We start from the raw sequence: 22,240 nt of genomic DNA, 5'->3' as shown, positions 1-22,240 counted from the left end.
ATTTACCACCTCTGAGGTTCTTCCTCTGTCAATAGCTCTGATATTGTACCAGATACATCTACATTATCAGGTGTGCAGAGGAATATATTCGAGCCAATACGCTGGATGTCTCCACCGATTGCATAAACGGTTCCGCTTAAGAAGTCAATGATTCGCTTTGCTTGATCATGCTGAATGCGCTGCAAATTCACGACGACTGCACGTCTGTTTTTAATATGGTCTGCAATCTCCTGCGCCTCTGCATAAACACGCGGCTCACTTAACACCACTTTAGAGGATTTTTGCACGCTTTGCAAGCTGACGACATTTTGTTTTCCTGTCTGCGGGCGATCTTGAAATGCTGCTTTGTCCTTCGTTCCTTTTTCTTCTTGAACGGGTTCTCTTTCTTCATCAATATATTCGTACTCATACTCTTCATCGTCGAGAGTGAAAAAGCTTTTAAACTTATTTTTTATGCTCATGTCACGCACCTCCTGTTTCATTTCCAACAAGTGAAGAGCCAATCCGAACGAATGTCGCACCTTCTTCAATTGCGATTTCAAAGTCATTTGACATGCCCATCGATAAATGCTGACAAGGTGCATTTACTTGGTTAAGATGTTTTACTTCTTCTCGAAGATTTTTTAATGTTTTAAAACAGTTGCGAATCACAGTGTGATCATCTGTAAATGGAGCCATCGTCATCAGTCCAGCAATTTCAATCTGTTTGAAATCAGCAAGCTGCTTTACAAATGGAATGACGTCTTCACTTTTCAAGCCGTGTTTTGACTCCTCAAGAGATGTGTTCACTTGTACAAAACAGCGAACTGTGTGATCCGCTCTTTTTTCAATTTCATTCGCAAGAGACATCCTGTCGAGCGAATGTAAGTAGTCAATTGACTGAATGACAGATTTCACTTTTCGTGTTTGTAAACTGCCGATGAAGTGCCAGCTAATGTTTTCATCGGTTATGGCCGCCTGCTTTTCAAGTAACCCTTGGTCACGATTTTCACCAAAGTGCATAATTCCTGCTTCTTTGGCTTCTTGTGCTCGTTCAATGGAGACATACTTTGTCACAGCGACGACCGATACATCTGCTGGATGTCTACCGGCTCTTTTACATGCTTCGTTTATTTGTTCATTTATTTGTCTGAGATTCTCTCGTACATTCAATTGCACTTATGCCTCCTTAAACCCGACAAAAGACATCATACGTCCTGTTTTCCCTTGATCACGCCGGTGTGAGAAGAAAAGCTGATCATTGCAGCTTGTGCACATCGAACTGACATGTATGTTTTCTTCCTTTATTCCTGCATGAAGCAATACGTTTTTGTTTAATGTTTTCAAATCAATTTTATATTGTCCTGGTGAAATCTCGGAATACACATCCTCTGTTGAAAAAGGAAGCTGTTTCACTTGATCCATGACTGCGTCATCGACTATGTAGCAGCAGCTGCCAATGGATGGTCCAATGACGACTTGAATATGATCGGCCTTGGCATCTTCTTGGCTGACCCATACATCAACCATCTTTGCACCAATTTGCTTGACGGTTCCTTTCCAGCCGGCATGAGCCGTTCCAATTAATCCGTTTTGCGGAGCTAGAAAATAAAGCGGAACACAATCAGCGAAACAAAGAGCGAGCATCATGTTCGTCTCAGACGTATATAAACCGTCTGTACCAGGCAGTGCCTCATGATAATGAAGACTTCCTCTTCCTCTTTGCTCCTTGGTGACTTTTAGGATGCGATCCTCGTGTGTTTGGTCTGCAAACACCCAATCAGAGAGCGGCACAGCAGCAGCATCTGCTATGACTTGACGATTCATTTGAACACTAGAAGCATCATCTCCTACATGGAGTCCGGTGTTCAATGATTGATATGGAGGTAGGCTGAAGCCGCCATTTTTTGTCGTAAATCCGGCCAATACCTCTTTTCCAGAACATGGCATGTTCGTCCAATCATGAATGGTCATTGCATATGGTGATTTCTGCTGAAAGGGGTCATATTTGTGTGTCAAAGCTGCCTCCCACCTTTCATTCATCTCTCTTTATATCGCTCCTATTTTACCACAAGACATGCATAGACAGTTAGTGGGATTCATTAAATATTACACTCAAATGTGCCCTTTCTGCAGGTTTTTTTTCAAATTGATATGAAAACGTAATCTTTTTACCCGAAAAAGACATTGTTTGCTGAGAATGGAGAGTTTGTTTTAAGGAAAAATTGAATGATTCATTGAGGAGTTATATGAATTAAGAAGACAATCGGACAAGTATCACATCTTCGCCAATTTTTACTATATTTCGCCAAGGGACGATCATTTCCTCTTCTTTTCCGAAAAATCCCATCATTTTACCTGTGCCGCCAATAATAATCGCTTGTATTTTGCCGCTTGTCACATTAATATCAATGTCCCCAATGGTGCCTAGTTTTTTTCCGCTGGATACATCGACGACATCCTTGATTTGGAATTCAGAAATACTGATCATCTGTCCTTCCCCGCCTTTCGTTTTCTACTATAATATGTATGATGGAAAAGCAGGGACGCAGACCAATAGTTTCTTTTATCTACAATTTACTTAAATGCGGACGGCCATTTCTCCACATGACATCTACCGGACATTCAAAAAAAGAAGAAAGCAAGCCGCTTGTCATCATTTCTTTCGTTTCTCCTTGATCAAAAACAGATCCATCTTTTAATAATAAGGTGTGCTGAAAAACAGGCAGAATCTCCTCTGCATGATGGGTCGTATAGAGCAAAGTAGGCGCATCAGGCTTTGCTGCAATAAATGAGATGGTCTCCAGCACTTGCTCTCTTGCTAAAAAATCAAGACCCGTCACAGGTTCATCTAAAATCAAAAGCTGCGGATCATTCATTAAAGCCCTCGCAATCAAGACTTTTTGCTTCTCTCCCTGTGAGAGGGTTTCATATGTTCTGTTGGCATATTTGAATGAACCAAATGCTTTTAATAGATCAATGGCTTTCTCTCTCATTTCATCTGTCGGGGTTTCATAAAGCCCGATAGAAGCAAATGCGCCGCTAAGTACAATTTCAAAAGCATTGTCGTCTCTATGCAATTTCTTTTCAAGTCCCGCTGAGATGAGACCAATTTTCCTCCTGAGCTTTTCACCAAGAGCTTCCTTGCCAAAGACATGCCCCAGCACTGTCATCTCGCCTGACGTGGGGAAATAATAGGAGCAGAGCATATTTAATAAAGCGGTTTTTCCCGCACCATTTAAACCGTAAAGCACCCAGTGTTCCTGCTTATTTACCTGCCAGTCAACAGACTGCAGCAGCCATTTCCCATTTCTTTTTAATGAAACATTCTTCAATTCAAGTGATACCATAACTTCCTCCTGAGTAAAAATTCTGAATATACAAATAATGAATGTTTACAGCATATCGTAAATGCTCTTTCTGGTAAACCTCATATAAAAAAGCTGCTCCAATTTAGGAACAGCTTTTTTACAAGGTTACGAAATTTCAATTCGTACGCCTTCTTTTATATCAGGAAACGTGTGCGGGGATGCAAATACAGCTCCTGGTAATACATCATCAAACGGCTCTTGGAAGTAGATCGAAATATGGCCGAGCTCTTTAAAGTTGTCATTTGCTTTATTGCCTAGGGCTGTGATCGTGTACGTTTGATCGCCCACTTGAATGGTTCCGCCTAGCTTCAGCGGCTCTTCTTCTAGATGTTCGAACTCATGAATGACAGACATATCTCTTAATTCCTGCGGCGCTGCGGGTCCAAATAAAACAATCAGCTTATCTTCTTTAAATTGCGGGACTAAGATCCCAATTTCTTTTACGACAGATTGTGTTACCATGTATCTCGATTCCTCCTTTAATACGTTTAATACATACCGAAGCTGGCAACGTATGCGATCACAACAGATAGAACCCCTGTAATAAGACGGCTATACAAAACAGCTGGTACCCCATATTGTACCGTTTCCGGCTTCGCTTCACCAAGTGACAGCCCCACTGGAATAAAATCACACCCTACTTGACCGTTGATGGCAAATAGTGCAGGAAGTGCAAATTGAGGCGGAATGTTTCCTAGTGCAATTTGACTACCAATCAGAACACCGATGACTTGGGCAATGACTGCTCCAGGTCCTAAGACAGGTGATAGGAACGGCAGTGTACAGACCACAACGAGCAGTAAGAGCCCCCAAAGAGATCCTGCCAAAGGTGATAGAAAATGGGCAATCAGATCACCGATTTTTGTATAATTGATAATTCCAATTAACATACTGACAAATGCCATGAATGGAATAATGTTTTTCAAAAGCATATCAACAGAATCACGGCCAGCCTGGTAGAACGTACCGGTGACTTTCCCGATTCCGCGTGAGAATCTCATCAGGAAATTGCCCTTTTCCTGCCGCTCAATATTTTCCTCTTTCAGCTTTGCATACGTTTCTTTGAAATTCTCTTTGTCAATCGACTCACTGTTTTCCTGACCTTCTGCTTTCGCCTCACCATCAGATGCTTCTGCATAGGAAATATCTTTTTCTGTTACGCCTGATACGAAGATATCTTCTGTAATATGTTTAGCAAGCGGCCCAGAAGGAGAGGATGCCAAAACGTCTACAGTTGGAATGCGTTTCATTGGATAAAGTCCGATTCGCGCTGTTCCCCCGCAGTCAATGACAACACACATCATTTCATCTTCTGGTATAGAGTTTTTAAAGCCATCACATGCTTCTGTCCCTGTCATTTCTGCAATTTTACGTGCAACCGGGTGAATGCCTCCCCCTGTAATGGAAACGACCTTTCTTCTTTTACCAGTTGGTTCAAGCTCTAAGCCTTCTCCCCATCCGCCAGCACCTTTTGCAACAAATACTTTGTGGTTTGTCATGTCTAACCCTCCCCTATTGTGAATTCGCTTTCATTTTTCCTGCTAAATATTTTGTAATCCATTCAGTAATGATTCCGCGTAGCAAAATGACGACGATCCCGACTAAGAAGTAACGAACAGCAAGCTCTGACATTGAATATCCAGCTTCTTTAATCCCGTTCGCAATTCCTAAATAGACAAATAGTTCTCCTGCGTTGGCATACGGGAACAGTGATGTCACCGGATGAACAAATGAAACAGCTGAATCATAGAATGCTGGTTTTTGTTTTTCAGGTAAGAAGCGGCCAAACGTATAAGCCATTGGGTTTGTCAAAATAAGTACAGATAAGATCGGCATTAACGTGTAGCGCAAAATGGTATATTTCGCTGCAAACTGAATGGCTCTATTCACTCGCTCTTCTCCAATAAATTTCATGACAGCATAAGTGAAAGTAAGTAACACAACAAGCGTTGGAACGATACCTGTAATCAGACCCATGAACTGCTTTCCGCCGGCTTCAAACATTCCGATAAAGTGCTCTCCAAACCATTGAATCCATTCCATGTTTCATCTCCCCTTTCTTTAGTTCACATTTGTTATATTTTTTTTCGAAATCGAGACAAGTGCCTGTTCAGCCGCCATGGAAAGTGCTTGCATGACAGCTGGCGCTTTTTTGCGCTTTTTCAACGTTTTCTTCATCATGTGGTGCTCGTCCAGCACAGCCCCTACATGCTTGCCTTCATATGCAGGGACTTCTTTAAATTTAGATAAGATCGACACGCCGCCAAGCACATGGCATTTTTGAATGATATACGATTCATCCACAATGATGAGCGCAATGGCCCCAGGGCCAACTTTGCGCCGTTCCATTCCTGAAAATAAGTGATAGCCTTGTTTCCCTCTGTAGTCATCAATCAGTGAGTCCATGCTTTTGCGATAATACTTGATTTGAATAAAAGATAACCCATACTGCACGATGAGAATGATACAAAGTACGATTGCTAATTTTTCCATAGCTTCACGTCCTTATGATTGAAATAAGTGATCTTGTAATGAACGCAGCTTCCAGACGGTTGTGTTTGAATCAAGCTCTACATCATCATGAGTAAGGAACTGTCCTAATTTGATGTCTTTTTTCGCTACGACTTTTCCGCTGATTAAGCCAATTGGAATGTGACCGTTCGTTTTCATGTCTTGATGCGTTTCAAGTACACCTCTTACGGAGTATCCGCCAATTCCGTCAAGTGATTCCCCTGCTTTAATATCTCTTTTCGCAACAGCGACTGTTTCTGACACTGGTACACCAATCGGGTGGATCGATGAATCATGCTGTAAGACCGCTTTTGCGATGGTAACAGGTGTTTCAAGACTCGCTAAGTGGAAAGGACGGTAAAGCGTGTAGTGAGGACCTTTTCCAACTTTTAAGTAACGAAGCTCTTCATCTACTGGCTCTAGATCACTCTTGACGATAACGAATACGCCAGGAGCAAGTCCATTTACATATTCAACGACTCCGAAGTTATCGAGCACGCCGCCTTGTTGTTTTTGATTCAATTTATCTGCTACATTCTCTAAATTTGCTTCGACTCCGTGCATACCGACTTTATCTGGCAAAAGCCCTGTCGCGTTACTTAATAAGTTCATTTCTGCCATTGTTTTTGTTCCGTCTTGGAAGGCAGCGAGCATATGTGCACTCATATGTTTACTATCTGCTTCTGCTTTACACGTATCTGGATTTGCTTCTGGGAAGAATGGGTTGTTCTTGCCTTTCCCAGCAACGAGCACCTCAAGTCCCATTGTTTTTGCAAATTCATATAATTCTAGTGTTGCTGCCGGTTCGTCTCCAGCTGATCCAGAATAAACAAGTCCTGCATTTGTGAATAATTTATGCATCACCAAACCGATGGTAATATCAACTTCTACATTTAAAAGAACGAGATGTTTCTTTGAATTAAGCGCTTCCAAAGAAATGTTTGCTCCGACCTCTGGCACTCCTGTTGCATCTACGACAACTTCCACAAAATCTGATTGAATCACTTCTCTATAATCATTTGTGACGACCATTTGATGCGGCTTCGCATGCTGCTTGTAAAAATTCGCTGCCTTCTCTGCTGCACTAAGGTGAATATCACAAACACCTGCTACAATCATGCCTGGAATTTTAGAAATTTGTGAAATAAGTCCAAAGCCCATTTGGCCTGCCCCAATAATTCCTACTTTGATTGGATCTCCACTGCGTTCTCGAGCTAACAACTGTTGATAGATTGACATCTAAATCATCCTTTCAGGTTTTCTTGCTTCTCGGGTAGATTGCTAGAAAAATAATCTGAAACTTTTAACAAATGTTATAAAAATTAACAAAAATCTGTTTCTTGTAACATTTGTTATTTTATTTATCATTTGTTATGAACTTAGTTTATATGATGTGTCAACTTTGTGTCAAGATAAAATCGATAAAATTTTCAATCTTTTTGAGTCTAAAGACTCAAAAAAACTACCTAATCATATTAGGTAGTTACTTTAATAAGGCATCTCCTGTTCGTTCATCCGTAATTAATACATGAATTAATCCACCTTCTAAGGCTGCCCGGATCGCTTCAACTTTTTCTTCTCCTCCAGCGACACCAATGACTAGCGGGATTTCTTTCAACTTTTGCGGGCTTATGCCCATTACCCTGTCGTTCCATGGGTGGGGATACACTTCTCCTTGGTGATCAATAAAGTTATAGCAAATGTCACCCGCTACATCCTTCGCTTGAAGAATATCCTCCTCACCGCTTGTCATATAAGATTTCACCATCGTTGAATGCTGCGGAACCCCGCCAATCCCGACAACCGCAATATTTGATGATTCTCCTAATTCAATCACTTTTTTGATTGACGGCTGCCGTATCAGTACATCCTTCGCTTCTTTCGTATCAAGCATGACAGGCACATGTAAAAACTCACATTTAGATTTGAGTGCCTCTGTGCATCTCGCAATAATATAATTGGCATGGATATCAACATCTTCGTTTCCCACACCCCCGACAAGCGGAACAAATGTCACGGATGGGTAGTGCTGAACTGACGTAAGCGATTTCGCCATTTCATGCAAAGTGGTTCCTGAGGAAAAACCGATGACTTGTCCATCCTTCATGACTTTTAATAAAAAGCCTGCCGCCGCAGCGCCGATTCGGCTTTTTGTTGTTTCTTGGCTGAGCGTTTCCACACAGACGACTTCTCGCAGCCCGTATTTCCGCTCTATTTTTCTTTCTAAAGATCCATATTGTTGATTCATTTCATCATGAATAATGATTTCCACGATCCCTGCTTCACGTGCTTTTGCCAAATATTTCGATATGAGCGAACGGCTAACCCCAACAGCATCTGCTATTTTAGATTGAGTGGCGCCTTCTTCATAATACATATGCGCAACCTTAATGAGCAGCCTTCTTTCATCATGGAATGTCATAATAACCCTTCTTTCCGCTTAAGTGTTCCCTAACAAATGATATCTAAAATAACATTTGTTAAAAACAGATTAAATGAAAAAAATAACAGAGTCAATACTAGAGACGTGCTCTTTCCAAGAATGAAAAAAGCCGCACATGAAGCGGCGGCTTTAAAAGATGTTTTTATTCATTTGTTTGATGGCTGCTTTTTCAAGTCTTGAGACTTGTGCTTGAGAAATCCCGATCTCTTCAGCGACTTCCATTTGCGTTTTTCCTTGGAAGAAGCGTTTGCGGAGAATCATTTTTTCTCGATCATTCAATCTGCGCATTCCCTCTTTTAAGGCCAATTCCTCTACCCATTGTGTGTCTTTGTTCCGATCATCACTAATTTGATCCATCACATAAATCGGATCTCCTCCGTCATTATAGATCGGTTCAAACAAAGAAACAGGATCTTGAATCGCATCTAGGGCAAAGACAATTTCCTCATGAGGCACTTCCAGCACTTTGGCAATGTCTTCTGCCGTTGGCTCCTTGCTTGTCTCACTAATCAGCCTCTCACGAACCTGAAGCGCTTTGTAGGCAATATCTCTTAGTGAACGAGACACCCGAATTGGGTTGTTATCACGCAAGTATCGACGGATTTCTCCTATGATCATAGGGACCGCATAAGTTGAAAATCTGACATTGTGGCTTAAATCAAAATTATCAATTGATTTCATTAATCCGATACAGCCTACTTGGAAGAGATCATCCACATACTCGCCTCTGTTGTTAAAACGCTGAATCACACTTAAAACCAACCGCAAATTGCCATTGACTAGCTTTTCTCTTGCTGTATCGTCACCCTCATCCTGCAGCTGTCTGAACAATTTTCTCATCTCTTCGTTTTTCAGAACAGGCAGTTTGGAGGTGTCGACTCCGCAGATTTCCACTTTATTTCTGGACACTTTTTTCCCTCCCTACAGGAGCTGTTGTACAAAGTTCAGTATCTCCTTGGGATGGAAAAATATGCACGAGTGATGATGAGAATCATGAGAAAAGAAGTTGATACCTTTGACAGCAAAGGGACAGAGCTTTCAAAAAAATTTTTTTAGACCATTTTGTTAAATTCTTTTTGTAATCGTTTAATAATTCTTTTTTCAAGTCTTGAAATATACGACTGGGAAATTCCTAACATATCAGCGACATCTTTTTGGGTTTTTTCTTCACCGCCAACTAAACCGAATCTGAGCTCCATAATCTGCTTTTCGCGGTCATTTAATTGCTCCAGCGCTTTTTTCAACAGTTTTTTATCTACATTTGCTTCAATATCCCGTGTGATAATATCATCATCTGTTCCAAGTACGTCTGATAAAAGCAGTTCATTTCCGTCCCAATCAATGTTGAGCGGCTCATCAAACGACACTTCTGAACGAATTTTATTATTTCGGCGCAAATACATCAAAATCTCGTTTTCAATACATCTCGAAGCATATGTCGCAAGCTTGATCTTTTTTTCTGGATTAAATGTATTGACTGCCTTAATTAGACCAATAGTTCCAATACTAATTAAATCCTCAATATTAATCCCTGTGTTTTCAAATTTTCTTGCGATGTAGACCACCAACCGCAAATTTCTTTCGATCAGGATGGCCCTTGCTGTTTGATCACCTTTTGGTAATTTGACAAGCAGTTCCTGCTCTTCATCCTTTGATAATGGCGGCGGCAGCGCCTCACTACCACCAATATAATAAATCTCATCACTCTTAAGACCTAGCTTCATGAGGAGTTTATACCAGTAGTAAGTGAGTTTAAATTTTAATTTTTTCATCTTCTTCTCCCTTCTAAATGTCAAGTTGACCTCGTAAGATAAAAGACATCACCAAAACTTAAGACACCCCTTGGATGATTTTTCCCTCTAACATATCTGGATGAATGATGGATTGAAATTCCTGATCTGCTGATAAACCGCTCAGACTCATGCCTACAAAACACTTGGCTGGCTGGATCATATGCGTCTTTGAATAAATGATGACCGTATCTGGTTTTAAGCATAGAAGAAACCCGTGATCATGACCGACCGCTCGATATGGAACAAGTCTTAAACGGTCAAGAAGCGGAAATTGATCATCGAGCTTTTGCATCACTTCAACAGGATGAGACTGCTTCATAAGCTCTATAAATGGCTCTCCGCAAATGGACATGAGCTGATCTGCTTGAACGATCATCACAGGTGTTTTCGTCATAGGATCATACAGCTGATTACCGGAATCGACGAGTCCCTTTAAACGGATGATCTCCCCGTGAATGTGTATCTCCACAAGGACTTGTTCATCAAACTGTCTTTTTTTCGCACCGACCTCTCCTAATCTTTTCTTTGAAAACAGCCAAATCGCAGGAAAGCCGGTTAAAACGAAAAGCCAGCTAATGGGATCACCAAAGCCATCATTTTGTGAAATCAGCAGCCCGTCTTGAATAACAGTATTGGTTTGTAAAAACGAATGAACCCCGATCATGCCTCCTCCCATCAAAAATGTGATAAAGTAAAAAGCAAACAGGTTTTGAAAAAAGGATCGAAATCTTTGAAATCCAAAAGTAGCAAGCACGATCAAGACAGAAAAAAGCAGTTTGCCCAAAGGGTGTGACACAAACATTGCAAATGGTGTAAAGAGCAAGAGAACAATGCTCGATCCAATCAGAGCTCCTAACATATATCGCCGTTTTTTTACTTGTCGTTTGAGAATAAATGCAGTGAGTAAGAGAAGCAATAGATCAAAACAAAAGTTTAACAGCCAAATCACATCTAAATAAATGACCACCTTCTGCTCCTTTCATCTGAAACAAAGAATCAAAAGCAGTACTTGCACTTGTTTGTACCAGTATAAAACAGCCAAGAGATGGAAGTCTGTCAATTCTTGTTGGGGATGATAGAGAACTTTTGGTGGATTGTTATTGTTTTTGTCGAGGAATGAGAGCACAAAGCAAGAGAGTGTGCTTCCGGACAAGCTTTCAAACAATTATTCGAAACGAAAAAGACACGCTCCAAGGAGTCGTGCCTTTTTTTAAGGATTATTTTTCATTGATATTTAATGTGCCTGAAGCCTTTTGTCGAGTAACATTTCCATAATCATCCCGAACAATCACTTCAATTACTGCACCTTTTGCTTTGGCGGTAGAAGTAGCTGTCCAGTAGCCTTCATATGTTCCGCCGGCTACCTCACGAAGCGGAAGTTCTGTTGTATTTTGCAGCTTTGATCTCGCGTTTGTCAGCGGCATATGAATGACAAACGTTGCGTCTAGCTTTTCTCTGCTGTTAAATGAAATTTTAACAGACTCACCTGATGATAGATTGACATTCTCTGCTGGTGTCAGCTTAGAAATCTCAGGCGCTTCGTATTGAACATCGATATCGACTTTTTTAGTCGCTTTGTTTCCTGCTGCATCTTTTGCTGTAACTTTGATCGTATTTTTCCCGTTCTCAAGCAGGATTCTTGCAGAATATTTCCCATCTTTTATTGCTGCCTTTTTTCCATTCACAGTGACTTGATCAAGATGATCATCGGTTACCTTTCCTTCTACAGTGAGTGATTCTTTGTTAGATTTTTCCCCTTTTTTTGGTGTATCTATCGTTACCACTGGGGCTGTTTGATCAATGATCACCTTGACTGATTTGGATTTTTTCGTTGCGCCTTTATCCGTAACAGTGGCAGCCGTAAATACATGCTCTCCGCTTGACACTGTAACCTTCTCTTTGAAAGCACCCGACTGATCTGCTTTCACTTTGGCAATCTCTTTATCGTTTTGATAGATCGCTACATCAAGCCCTGGAGAGGCTTTACCTTCAATCTCCAGTTCATCTTTGTTCGTGATCGTTCCAGCCTTTGGAGATGTTATTTCTGGCACATCTGCTTCATATTGGACAAGCGCACGAATCATATAATTTCCCTCTTCTTTTGGAGAAGGAGAAAAGGCACCGCTTGTCAGCTGCCAGCTTCTTTCAGCATTTGGTCCATCTTCATCTGTTGCAAGGCCTGGAGATTCCGTATTCTTTTTCGTTTGAATATAGACAAGATAGAAATCTCCATCCACCGTAATGGCTTGATCTTCTAAATCTACTTTTGTCCATTCACCATTACGCAGCGCATTCGCTTTGAAAGGTCCAGCGATTTTCTTACCTGGAGCACCGTCCTTTCCGGAAGCATCATACACTTCAACCGCAAATTCATTCCCGCCAGGGGCTGGCCACTCTGTTGTCCAGAAACGGAAAAGTCCCCCTGCGACCTGCGCTTGTTTCTTCCCTTTTTCTAATGAAAATTTCACCGCCCAGCCATTACCAGGATCATAGAACGCCCGCGCATTTTCAGCTGTTCCGTCATCGTAGCCAATTTCGCCAGCAAAACCGATGAAAGGTTCCAGCTTGATTGCTTTTTCAAGCGGCTTTTCTGTCACATCAGCTGTAAACGAATATCCTTTAAACCCTTTCGCAAATACTTTGACTGTATACACACCGCTCAATGCCTCTAGAGAAAACTCACCAGATTCATCAGTTTTCACCGGCTCAACTTTCGCATCCTCTACAAGATAAACCGTAGCATCCTTTACTTTTTCACCCGTTGCTTCGCTTACAATTGTGCCAGATATCGTTCGTTTTTCTAGTGGCTGTAAGGAGAAATTTGCCTCTGCCTGATCATTTGCAGAAATATTGACTTTTTGGGTGCGTGATTCAAAGCCATATGCTTCAGCTTTCACTGTAAATTCCCCTGCACCATGAGAAAGCTGATATCTCCCTGTCGCTTCATCCGTGTACGTGGACTTGCCGCTTTCAAGAACACTGATTTCTGCCTTCATCGGAAGAGCTTTGATAGATGGGGCATCTACACTTTTTTCCTTTTTCATCTGGACATGCTTTTCTTTTATTTTAGCAGGCTTTGCACTTTTCGGATCGACGGGTTTCTTCTGCTCCTGTGCTGGCTTTTCTTTTTTGATGACGCCAAGTTGTTTCTTTGCCTTTTGAGGCAAGGCTTGATCTGTTATTTTCACATCATCTAAATAAAAACCGTCTTTTGTCACACTGCCATCCGTTCTTAGCTGAAAAATAACTCTCACGTTCTGACCTTTGTAGGCAGATAAATCAACTTCTCCTTTTGTCCATCCACTTGTTTTGCCTGTGTAGGCTGCCACTTGGACAGCATCTTCCCCCTCAGGCTGCACATGAATATGCACATAGTCATAATTTGCTTCAAGGTCATGCCAGTATTGAAATTGTAAAAAGGAGGAGCCTGACTCAGGTACAGCAATCATCGGCATAGATAAATGAGCATCTGTTTGATTTTCATAAGGACTGTCTAGGTTTGTAGCGTAGACATGATCTCCAGTAAAGGCTTGTTTCGGACCTGTGGTCGGCTTCCCCCACTGCCAAGGATCTTTTGTTCCACCACTGAACCATCCACTTGGCCAAGCTTCAAAATCTTGCGAGTAGCCAGTCGTGATGGATGTTTTAATCGGAAGCGTATACGGTTCTGATGCGGCTTCATTTTCTCCAAAATCTTTCACAATCCATCGGTACGTGACGTTTTCTCCCTCAAGTTCTGGGAGCTGGACAACATATGTCCCTTTTAAATGATTTCCATCCGTTCGTTTTGCTTGCAGCGTCTCCCTTCTCCCTTGATCCACTTGATAGCTCAAGGAGACATTTGTCACAGCTACTTCATCTTCTGCTGTAATACTAAGAGGTGTTGGCGTAGAGGCAAAAATTTCATTCGGTCCTTTATGAGAAAAAACAGGTGGTTCTGTATCTTCTCCTTCTTTTGTTACCTGCCCTTCAATCTTGCCAATTCCATCTGTTAATGCTGTGATGGCTTCTTTTGCATCAACTAATCCTGCCCCATAGCCATTGTTAGGGGATTCCGGGAATTGCTGATCTGTCAGTGGTTTTGCAGTATCAATGAGAATTTCTTCAATCTCTTCAACAGACAGATCTGACTGTACTTGGCGCAGAAGAGCCACAACAGCTGAAACATGCGGACCTGCCATCGAGGTTCCATTCCAGCCATCCTCATACCCTTTCCCTGGAATAGAAGAACGAATGTTTACCCCTGGGGCCGCAATATCTGGTTTCATGACTCCATATGGAGAGGGACCTTGCAAAGAGAAAGAACCCAGTTTGTTGTTTTGATCTGTTGCACCCGTCGCAAAGGCTTCGGGATAGTTCGCAGGATTTGCAATAGATCCCTCAACGCCAGGGTTAAATAAATCCGTATTACCAGCTGAAAATTCTGGGAAGATGTCCGCAGCTCTCCAAGCATTGACCACATCTTTATACCAATCATCAAGACCAGGCCCACCGCCCCAAGAATTATTGACCACATCTGGCGCCTTTTCTGGATGAGGGGTTCCGTTTTTATCTTTTGGAGCTAAAATCCATTCACCTGCGTCAAGCAGATCAGCATCTGATCCACCATCTTCTGAGAAAGCTTTCACCGCGATCCATTTTGCACCTGGTGCGACTCCAATTTGATTCTCTCCATTTGGCTCAGAGCCAACCATCGTTCCCGTTACATGTGTACCATGCTCTAAATCATCGTATGGCGCTTCAGAACCTGTCGTTGCATCGTACCAATTGAATTCATGAGAAGGTTCATTCGGACGTGCAGGATCAAATCCACGGTATTTTTCTTTTAATGCAGGATGATCCCATTCCACACCTGTATCAATACTTGCCACAACGGTACCAGTTCCGTCATAGCCTAAAGCCCACGCTTCTGGGGCATGAACTTGAGAAATGTTCCACTCGATTCCATCTGCTGCTTTGATTTGTTTGTTTTTCTTTGAAGTTTTCAAATCAACAGGACGATGGATTTGACGGATTTCATTTGGCAGCACTTGATCTACTTCTGGGAAGGAAGCCACCTTTTCCATGACTTCTTTCGTTCCCGTCACAGCGAGACCATTTACAATATAGTACGAATGAATATCCTTCACTTGCTTTTTCTTTTGTGCCTTTTGTAAATAAGCAAGCAGCGCTTCCTGCGTCTCTTCAGACGTCGCTCTTAGTTCTGATACGACAGCTGATCTTTTTGTGTACTGCGTTTTAGCTGCTGTTAACTTCTGTTTTTTGGCCTTTGACACAGCATCCTTCGCCACTTTTTTGACATTGGTTTGTTCCTTCATTTTGACTAAAAAGGTCACCTTGTCTTCTTGTTGAAACTGTTTCATTAATCTAGATGAGATCTTTGCTTTTGTTTTCTTGGAGGAAACAGCTTCCTCTTGATATGAGGTAGAAGTCGATTTTGCTTGAACCATCCCAAAGCTTGTCATCGTTAAAGTACCAATCACCAAAAGACTCATCAAACGATAGCCGGCGGTCTTGCGAAACTTCACTTTCAATCAAATCCCTCCTCCTCAAATGGTCAAACAGTGTATGGGTTTAACTCCTCCCTTTCCTTTGTTCATGACAAGATTCATGGTGTTCTATTTAATGTAGTCAAATAAAGTTCATCATTTTGTCGCTTTTTGTAATAGGATTTAAAAATGATTCTTTTTACTTAATCACTCTAAGTCGAAATACATATGTTGAATAAAGTAGCCCAGACAGATTTAAGACTTTTTGATTAGGAGTGATACAGGTTTCTTTATATATTGGACATGAAAAAATCCCCTTCCGGTGGAAGGGGATGAGTGATACTCGATTAGCGTTTATTACGATTGCGCAAGAACGTTGGGATATCCAGCGTATCATCGCTTGATTGTGTATTTTGTCTCGGCTGAGATGATGACTGCTGATGTTCCTCACGCTTGACTTCACGTTTTTGAGGAATGGATTGATTTTGCTTTAATCCTTGCCCTAATGGATTTCTTTGTGGTTTTGACACCTCTGGCTCTTGCTCAATAAATCCCGTTGCGATCACGGTTACCACAATTTCATCCTTCAAGTTATCATTAATGACAGAACCGAAAATCATGTTTACATCTTCATCAGATGCAGAAGCCACAATGTCCGCTGCTTCTTGTACCTCATAAAGACTTAGGTTCGTACCACCAGTAATATTCATGATGACACCTTGTGCACCGTCGATTGCCGTTTCCAGAAGTGGTGAAGAAATAGCTTTCTTCGCAGCTTCAGCGGCACGATTTTCACCAGTCGCAACACCGATACCCATAAGAGCAGAACCTTTATTGGACATGATCGTTTTCACGTCAGCAAAGTCAAGGTTGATTAAACCTGGTGTAGCAATAAGATCTGAGATCCCTTGAACACCTTGTCGTAGTACGTTATCTGCTGCACGGAATGCTTCAAGCATTGGCGTGTTTTTATCAACAATTTCAAGCAAGCGATCATTTGGAATCACAATTAATGTGTCAACTGCTTCCTTCATAGAAGCAATTCCTTCGACTGCTTGAAGCTGACGCTTTCTTCCTTCAAATGTGAAAGGACGAGTCACGACTCCAACTGTCAATGCACCAGAATCTTTTGCGATTTTTGCAATGACAGGTGCAGCACCCGTACCAGTTCCACCGCCCATACCAGCAGTAACAAAGACCATGTCTGCGCCTTTTAATACTTCTTCAATCTGTTCTTTGCTTTCCTCAGCAGCTTTTTTACCGACTTCAGGATTCGCACCTGCTCCAAGCCCTCTTGTCAGCTTAGCACCGATTTGCATTTTCGTTTCTGCTTTTGATAGATTTAACGCCTGTGCATCTGTGTTGACTGCAATGAAATCGACACCTTGTACGTCATTTTCGATCATTCGGTTGACAGCGTTATTTCCGCCTCCACCTACTCCGATTACTTTAATTGATGCTAGGCCGTCTATATTTGTTTCAAACTCCAACATGCTGAATCCTCCTAATCCGTCGAAAATCTAATTCTATTCCCAGAACATATTAAATAGTTTTTTCATTTTGCCCGGTTTTTTATTTGTCTCTTCTTGTGCTTTTTGTTTTACTTTCGGTCTTGGCTGCGCTTCTTTCACTTGTGGTGCAGAAGAAACCGGCTCCATGGACGCGCCTACTTCATGAAACGCCTCATCCGGCATTTGGAATCCAACCTGTCTGCCCTGAATCTTTGCATTGCGATAAGCAAAGTGGATCAGACCCACTCCTGTCATATACTGAGGTTCTCTCACCCCAATATAATTCGGACTTGCAATTCTAACATTGTTTTGCAAGACCGTTTGTGCAAGAGAAAGGATACCTGGTATAGCTGCCTGTCCACCTGTTAAAACGAATCCTCCAGGCAAATCATGGACACCCATATTTCTTAATTCCTCTGCCACAAAGAGCAAGATTTCTTCCAGCCGCGCCTCGATGATATTAGCCGCTTCAAGCTGTGTATACGTCTGTTTCTGATCGGTACCGATGACAGAAACTTCAAATGTTTCCTCAGACGATGCCTCATCATAAAACGCATGTCCAAATTGTTTTTTGATTCGTTCAGCTTCTTCAGTAGAAGTTCTAAGTCCTATAGACAAATCTTTTGTAATGTTCTCTCCGCCCAAAGGGATACTGTGAGTAGAATAGAGATGCCCGTTTTCAAATACGGAAATCGTTGTAGATCCGCCGCCAATATCGACGAGAGCTACCCCTAGATTTTTTTCATCTTTCGATAATGCTGCTGAGCCCGATGCGAGCGGCTGCAAGCAAATATCCATAATTTCAATTCCAGCTCTTTCTACACATCGGAGCCAGTTATGTAGAATCGTCTTAGAACCTGTAATTAACGTTCCATCCACCTCTAGCCGAACACCAAGCATTTTTTTCGGATCAGTAATCTCATCTCTTCCGTCGACGATAAATTGTCTCGGGATGACGTCTACGACGAGATGTTCTTGAGGAATAGATACTACCTGTGCAGCATCTAAGACACGTCTCACATCTTCAGCATGTATTTCTTTGTTTTCACTAGATACTGCGACCACGCCGCTCGTGTTCTGAATATGAATGTGGTTTCCGTTAATTCCGACAATCGCCTTTTGTAAAGGAAAACCTACCATTCTTTCAGCCTGTTCAAATGCTTGTCTAATAGAATGAACTGTCTCATCTATATCAACAATCGATCCTTTTTTTAACCCTTCTGAAGGGACATTTCCAACACCTATAATGTTAAGCGAATCATCCGCCATTTCTCCGACGATGACTTTTATATTGGATGTACCGATGTCAAGGCTGACGTAAATTTCATTGTTGTTCATTCTATGGCACCTCCTCACATATCAATACTTTCTATTCTATTATTTGCTGAACAACAATACAATGAATGTGTTTTTACAAGTGTGTAACAAAACTTAAAAAATCAACATTTTTTATTAGGATTACTGAAAATATTCGTTACATCATATGTATATCCTTTTTTATGACTCACTTTTTTTCTTTTTTTCTCTAGAAATTGTCCATTTTGTTAGTAGAATTCTTCGAATAACTGCTATATTTTGAAACAATCTAACGCCGAAAGCAAACATTCCGACTAAATACAAGTCTACACCAAGATGGACGCCCAGAAAAGCTAAACTTATTGCAAGTATAATATTAAAGAAAAAGCCTGATACAAACACTAGTTCATCGTATGCCCCTTGCAGATGTGCCCTGATTCCACCAATCAATGTATCAAGCGCAGCAAGTACAGCGAGGGAAAGATAATTAGAATACTCATTCGGTATCGTAAAATTTGTTAAGAAACCGATCGCAACTCCTATGATTAAGCCAAGTACAGGAAGCCACATTAAGATTTTCCCTCCTTTACATCGTCAAGAGGCTTCAACTCGTTTAACTGAATCGCACCGTCATATGCTTTTAATTGAATTTGCTGCTTCGGCTGGCTAATACTTAAGCCGAAATTTTCCTGAGCAAACAAATCACCAATATCTGATACATTTAAACGGCTGTATAATTTGTCGGCCTGGTCGCTGATCATCTTGATGGTCACTTCATCACCATCTAAGCTGTAGCCATCCATTTTCGTCGTGCCATTAATATCTCGAATCACACTTGTATTAATCACACGGTGGTCATTAATGGAAATATGTTTTGCCCCATACATATTGGCTTCGTTGATTAACTTTTTCAGAAGATCAGGTGGGATATTTTTCACTTCTTCCCCGGTCAGTTCCTTGGAGAAAAGCTGAGAGATGTCAACTTCAATTCCTTCCCCTGTCACTTCTGTAAAACCAGCCTTTTCTTTTAAATCTTTTAATGTTTTTGTCAGTTGTGCTTCTTTTGATTGATCTCCTTGATGACCATACTTTTTCAGCATTTCATCGTATTTATCAATTTCTTTCAGTAAATCCAATTCTTTACTTTTAGATGCAGATAAATCCTCTCTTAGCTCCCACACATCGCGAGTATCACGAACTTTGGGCTTTTGCAATGAATTAAATTGGATGGAGACCATGATGCCGAATATCACCATTAAGGCTGTCAAACTAAGTAAAGGCTTCTTTTTCCTCAACACCACTCACCTTTTCACTTTTAATCTTTGTGTTTTAAAAGAGGATTCATACGAATATCCTTTTTTTCAATCGTCATCGAAATGTGATCACTTGTCAGCTGATCGACTACTCCTCCTGCAATATTTAATGCAGGTATTAGCACAGCCGGATCACCAATAGCAGAAATAACAAATGGCGCTGGATGCTGAACCCCGTCAACTGTGACAACTGGGCCGTTACAATGTATGTACGATTGGTGCGTAATTCTCTGTCCATTAATAGATACAGCAGAGGCCCCTGATATAAACAGTTCGTTTATCACATGAAAAATATGGCTCTCATGAACAATGTAATTATTGACATTTTGTCCACTCGGGATATAAGATGCATCTTCAAGGGATACTTTTACCCCTTTTCCTTTTACACCGATCTCTCCTGTAAACATCCTGTATTTCTCAACATCTTCCAATACATTAAAATACTGCTCTTTTTCATTTTTCAAATTGGCCTCAGTGGCTTGAACCTGTGATTGTAGGCTATATAATTCTTTTTCAAGTTTCTGATTCGCCTTTTCTTGCTTTGTCAGCTGACTTTTCAAGGAATATTCTTTTTTCCATTGCTCTGTTCGGATGACATCTGCCTGATGCTGCTTTGTATATTGGTATGAAAAAGAAATCAGAAAACCAAGAACAAGCATTACAATTGAGAATATAACTGTTTTGCCTCTCAACGTTCATCTTCCTTTTTCTTAGATTTAAACGCTTCAAAATACGTCGCGACTTCCATATGGATTGTGCCTTTTTCAGATGGCGAAAGTTCTTTTACAATGGCAGGGTCGGTTTTTCTTTTTTCAGCGAATGTTTTAATTGATGCAATCACGGTGTTCCCGTCATTCATATAAAATTTAACGAGCCACTGGTTTGAGCTTGTCGGCACATAATATATTTCTGAGATGAGTTCCTGAATAGAGGCTGGCAGCTGATTTAAAGTTCTAACCGTTTGCTTCAGCTTCTCTTTATTGTCCCAATCAACAAAAATAGGTCCTGCATGACTTGGTGTGACTTCTTCTGGCAATACTGTCCCATTTTCAAGAAGCTCATAGTATAGATTTCCCTTTTGAAGATAAGCAATATTGGCATATTCTTTGACAGCAATACTAACCTTATTTGGAAAATGTTTTTTAATACTGACACTTTTAATCAGTTTGTTTTGTTTAATATGATCTGCTGTTAAATCTTTATTTAAATTCCAAAACTCTGTTTCGCCTTCTTTAATCTGGGAAAGTTTCACAAGCTGTTTTGTAGGGACATGCTCGTTACCCGTAATAGTTAAAGAAGAAATTTTACTGATTGGTGTCTGCAAATAAATAATGATTAAAACCATGATAAAAAACAGTAGAATAAAAGAGATTAGTCTCCGATTCGCTTTCTGCTTCCTTTGTTCTTTAATTTTAGGAATCCGTTCTTCTATATTGACGATCTTTTCATTTTCATGATCAGGCCGCATATATATTCTTCACCCCATTCAAAGCTGCTTGTCCACACCTTTGGGTCATCATTTTGATGAGAAAACAAACGGCATTCTTCATGCCGTTTGTTTTCCTGTGATGCCATCATTCATAAAACTTGCTTTTAATTTGCTTCACCGATAATTTCTACTTCTGTATGCATATCTACATTGTAGTCATCTTTAATTTTCTTTTGGATGTACTGAATTAAGTCCAGCACGTCTTGAGCAGTAGCCCCGCCAGCGTTCACAATAAAGTTTCCATGCATGTCAGAGATTCTTGCTCCGCCAATTTGGTACCCTTTTAAATTCGCTTTTTCTACAAGCTGTCCTGCATATTCAGGCAGCGGATTTCGAAAAATACTTCCCGCACATGGTCGATTATAAGGCTGTGTTTCCTTGCGATAGTCTTTATTTTGCTGCATTTTCTTTGTGATTTTCTCGCGATCATCCTGTTTTAACTTAAACACGGCCTCGAGAACAATGCCTGGTCGTTCCTTTTGAAGGACAGACGTTCTGTAGCTAAAGTTCATCTGCTCATTTGTTAGCCATTCGATGCTTCCATCTTCAAATAAGATTCTCGCTTTCACAAGAATCTTACTGATATCAGATCCGTGCGCACCTGCGTTCATATAAACAGCGCCGCCAATAGACCCTGGAATACCAGCTGCAAATTCCAGCCCTGAAAGACCCTGCTTACTAAGAGACGTTGCAAGCCTTACAACAGAATAGCCGCCGCCAACTGTAATTTCTTCACCATTTACAGTTAAGTGATCAAGTCCAGCGCCTAACTTCAGGACGACACCGCGTATTCCTTTATCAAGTACGAGTAAATTTGATCCTCTTCCAATAACCGTCCAGTCCGCATGGTGTTTTTTTATCTGATCCATGATCGTTTTAACTGCATCAATATCTTTAGGAACGATCAATAGATCAGCCGGCCCGCCTATTTTCATTGTCGTATGATTTGCAAGCGGCTCATTTTCAAGCACTTTACCGACTTGCGCTTCTAATAATTCATTCTTCAAGTTCTCCATATTACCCTCCGCCTTACCTAATATCATTC

22 protein-coding genes are annotated in these 22,240 nt (G+C 41.1%); all 22 read right to left on the bottom strand.

The genetic code is table 11. The annotated features are described in order from the left end of the window. Window positions 1-2: 2 nt before the first annotated feature. The gene (sepF, locus tag BA81_RS09225) at window positions 3-461 is read right to left on the bottom strand and encodes a cell division protein SepF (RefSeq protein WP_024424241.1); all 459 of its coding nucleotides are present in this window, start codon (window positions 459-461) and stop codon (window positions 3-5) included. A 1-nt stretch (window position 462) separates the two neighbouring features. Next, window positions 463-1,152, bottom strand: coding sequence for a YggS family pyridoxal phosphate-dependent enzyme (locus tag BA81_RS09220; RefSeq protein WP_034281959.1), 690 nt, complete (start codon window positions 1,150-1,152; stop codon window positions 463-465). Window positions 1,153-1,158: 6 nt separating this feature from the next. Next, window positions 1,159-1,998 (bottom strand): peptidoglycan editing factor PgeF, encoded by an 840-nt coding sequence (gene pgeF / locus BA81_RS09215; protein WP_193510689.1) that lies wholly within the window; start codon window positions 1,996-1,998, stop codon window positions 1,159-1,161. A gap of 235 nt (window positions 1,999-2,233) precedes the next feature. Then, window positions 2,234-2,470: a YlmC/YmxH family sporulation protein gene (locus BA81_RS09210; RefSeq protein ID WP_008344958.1), complete on the bottom strand. Its 237-nt coding sequence runs from the start codon at window positions 2,468-2,470 to the stop codon at window positions 2,234-2,236. A 79-nt stretch (window positions 2,471-2,549) separates the two neighbouring features. Then, window positions 2,550-3,329 carry an ABC transporter ATP-binding protein gene (locus BA81_RS09205; protein WP_034281697.1) on the bottom strand — a complete coding sequence of 260 codons (780 nt, stop codon included), beginning with the start codon at window positions 3,327-3,329 and terminating at the stop codon, window positions 2,550-2,552. Window positions 3,330-3,455: 126 nt separating this feature from the next. Then, window positions 3,456-3,812: a PTS glucitol/sorbitol transporter subunit IIA gene (locus BA81_RS09200; protein WP_007499733.1), complete on the bottom strand. Its 357-nt coding sequence runs from the start codon at window positions 3,810-3,812 to the stop codon at window positions 3,456-3,458. 26 nt (window positions 3,813-3,838) lie between these two features. After that, on the bottom strand, window positions 3,839-4,849 hold the full coding sequence (srlE, locus tag BA81_RS09195; protein WP_024426936.1) for a PTS glucitol/sorbitol transporter subunit IIB: 1,011 nt from the start codon (window positions 4,847-4,849) through the stop codon (window positions 3,839-3,841). Window positions 4,850-4,862: 13 nt separating this feature from the next. After that, on the bottom strand, window positions 4,863-5,393 hold the full coding sequence (srlA, locus tag BA81_RS09190; protein WP_024424246.1) for a PTS glucitol/sorbitol transporter subunit IIC: 531 nt from the start codon (window positions 5,391-5,393) through the stop codon (window positions 4,863-4,865). A gap of 18 nt (window positions 5,394-5,411) precedes the next feature. Next, entirely contained in the window at window positions 5,412-5,843 is a 432-nt protein-coding gene (locus tag BA81_RS09185) for a transcriptional regulator GutM (protein ID WP_024424247.1), read from the bottom strand. Between the two features lie 12 nt (window positions 5,844-5,855). Next, window positions 5,856-7,100, bottom strand: a complete 1,245-nt coding sequence (locus BA81_RS09180; RefSeq protein ID WP_024426935.1) for an NAD(P)H-dependent oxidoreductase — start codon at window positions 7,098-7,100, stop codon at window positions 5,856-5,858. Window positions 7,101-7,344: 244 nt separating this feature from the next. Next, the gene (locus BA81_RS09175) at window positions 7,345-8,283 is read right to left on the bottom strand and encodes a sugar-binding transcriptional regulator (RefSeq protein ID WP_024424249.1); all 939 of its coding nucleotides are present in this window, start codon (window positions 8,281-8,283) and stop codon (window positions 7,345-7,347) included. A gap of 150 nt (window positions 8,284-8,433) precedes the next feature. Then, on the bottom strand, window positions 8,434-9,213 hold the full coding sequence (gene sigG / locus BA81_RS09170; RefSeq protein ID WP_024424250.1) for an RNA polymerase sporulation sigma factor SigG: 780 nt from the start codon (window positions 9,211-9,213) through the stop codon (window positions 8,434-8,436). A gap of 143 nt (window positions 9,214-9,356) precedes the next feature. Further along, window positions 9,357-10,076 carry an RNA polymerase sporulation sigma factor SigE gene (sigE, locus tag BA81_RS09165; protein ID WP_007499746.1) on the bottom strand — a complete coding sequence of 240 codons (720 nt, stop codon included), beginning with the start codon at window positions 10,074-10,076 and terminating at the stop codon, window positions 9,357-9,359. Window positions 10,077-10,134: 58 nt separating this feature from the next. After that, the gene (spoIIGA, locus tag BA81_RS09160) at window positions 10,135-11,064 is read right to left on the bottom strand and encodes a sigma-E processing peptidase SpoIIGA (protein WP_034281695.1); all 930 of its coding nucleotides are present in this window, start codon (window positions 11,062-11,064) and stop codon (window positions 10,135-10,137) included. 250 nt (window positions 11,065-11,314) lie between these two features. Next, entirely contained in the window at window positions 11,315-15,631 is a 4,317-nt protein-coding gene (locus BA81_RS09155; RefSeq protein WP_034281693.1) for a S8 family peptidase, read from the bottom strand. Between the two features lie 302 nt (window positions 15,632-15,933). Continuing rightward, window positions 15,934-17,079 (bottom strand): cell division protein FtsZ, encoded by a 1,146-nt coding sequence (gene ftsZ, locus BA81_RS09150; protein ID WP_024426931.1) that lies wholly within the window; start codon window positions 17,077-17,079, stop codon window positions 15,934-15,936. A 33-nt stretch (window positions 17,080-17,112) separates the two neighbouring features. Continuing rightward, entirely contained in the window at window positions 17,113-18,435 is a 1,323-nt protein-coding gene (ftsA, locus tag BA81_RS09145) for a cell division protein FtsA (RefSeq protein ID WP_034281692.1), read from the bottom strand. 159 nt (window positions 18,436-18,594) lie between these two features. Then, window positions 18,595-18,963 (bottom strand): small basic family protein, encoded by a 369-nt coding sequence (locus BA81_RS09140; RefSeq protein ID WP_003210988.1) that lies wholly within the window; start codon window positions 18,961-18,963, stop codon window positions 18,595-18,597. Further along, window positions 18,963-19,688 (bottom strand): DUF881 domain-containing protein, encoded by a 726-nt coding sequence (locus BA81_RS09135; protein WP_034281689.1) that lies wholly within the window; start codon window positions 19,686-19,688, stop codon window positions 18,963-18,965. Before BA81_RS09135 ends, BA81_RS09140 begins: the two co-directional genes overlap by 1 nt. Before the next feature lie 20 nt (window positions 19,689-19,708). After that, on the bottom strand, window positions 19,709-20,398 hold the full coding sequence (locus BA81_RS09130; RefSeq protein ID WP_034281688.1) for a DUF881 domain-containing protein: 690 nt from the start codon (window positions 20,396-20,398) through the stop codon (window positions 19,709-19,711). Then, a complete protein-coding gene (locus BA81_RS09125) occupies window positions 20,395-21,174 on the bottom strand; it encodes a cell division protein FtsQ/DivIB (protein ID WP_034281686.1) in 780 nt (259 codons plus the stop codon). The genes BA81_RS09130 and BA81_RS09125 overlap by 4 nt, the downstream gene beginning before the upstream one ends. 125 nt (window positions 21,175-21,299) lie before the next feature. Beyond that, window positions 21,300-22,211 (bottom strand): UDP-N-acetylmuramate dehydrogenase, encoded by a 912-nt coding sequence (gene murB / locus BA81_RS09120; RefSeq protein WP_034281685.1) that lies wholly within the window; start codon window positions 22,209-22,211, stop codon window positions 21,300-21,302. Window positions 22,212-22,240 lie beyond the last annotated feature (29 nt).

It is taken from the genome of Bacillus safensis FO-36b, from assembly GCF_000691165.1.
In the GTDB taxonomy this organism is placed as follows: Bacteria; Bacillota; Bacilli; order Bacillales; family Bacillaceae; genus Bacillus; species Bacillus safensis.
This window is presented reverse-complemented; position numbering and strand designations above follow the sequence as displayed.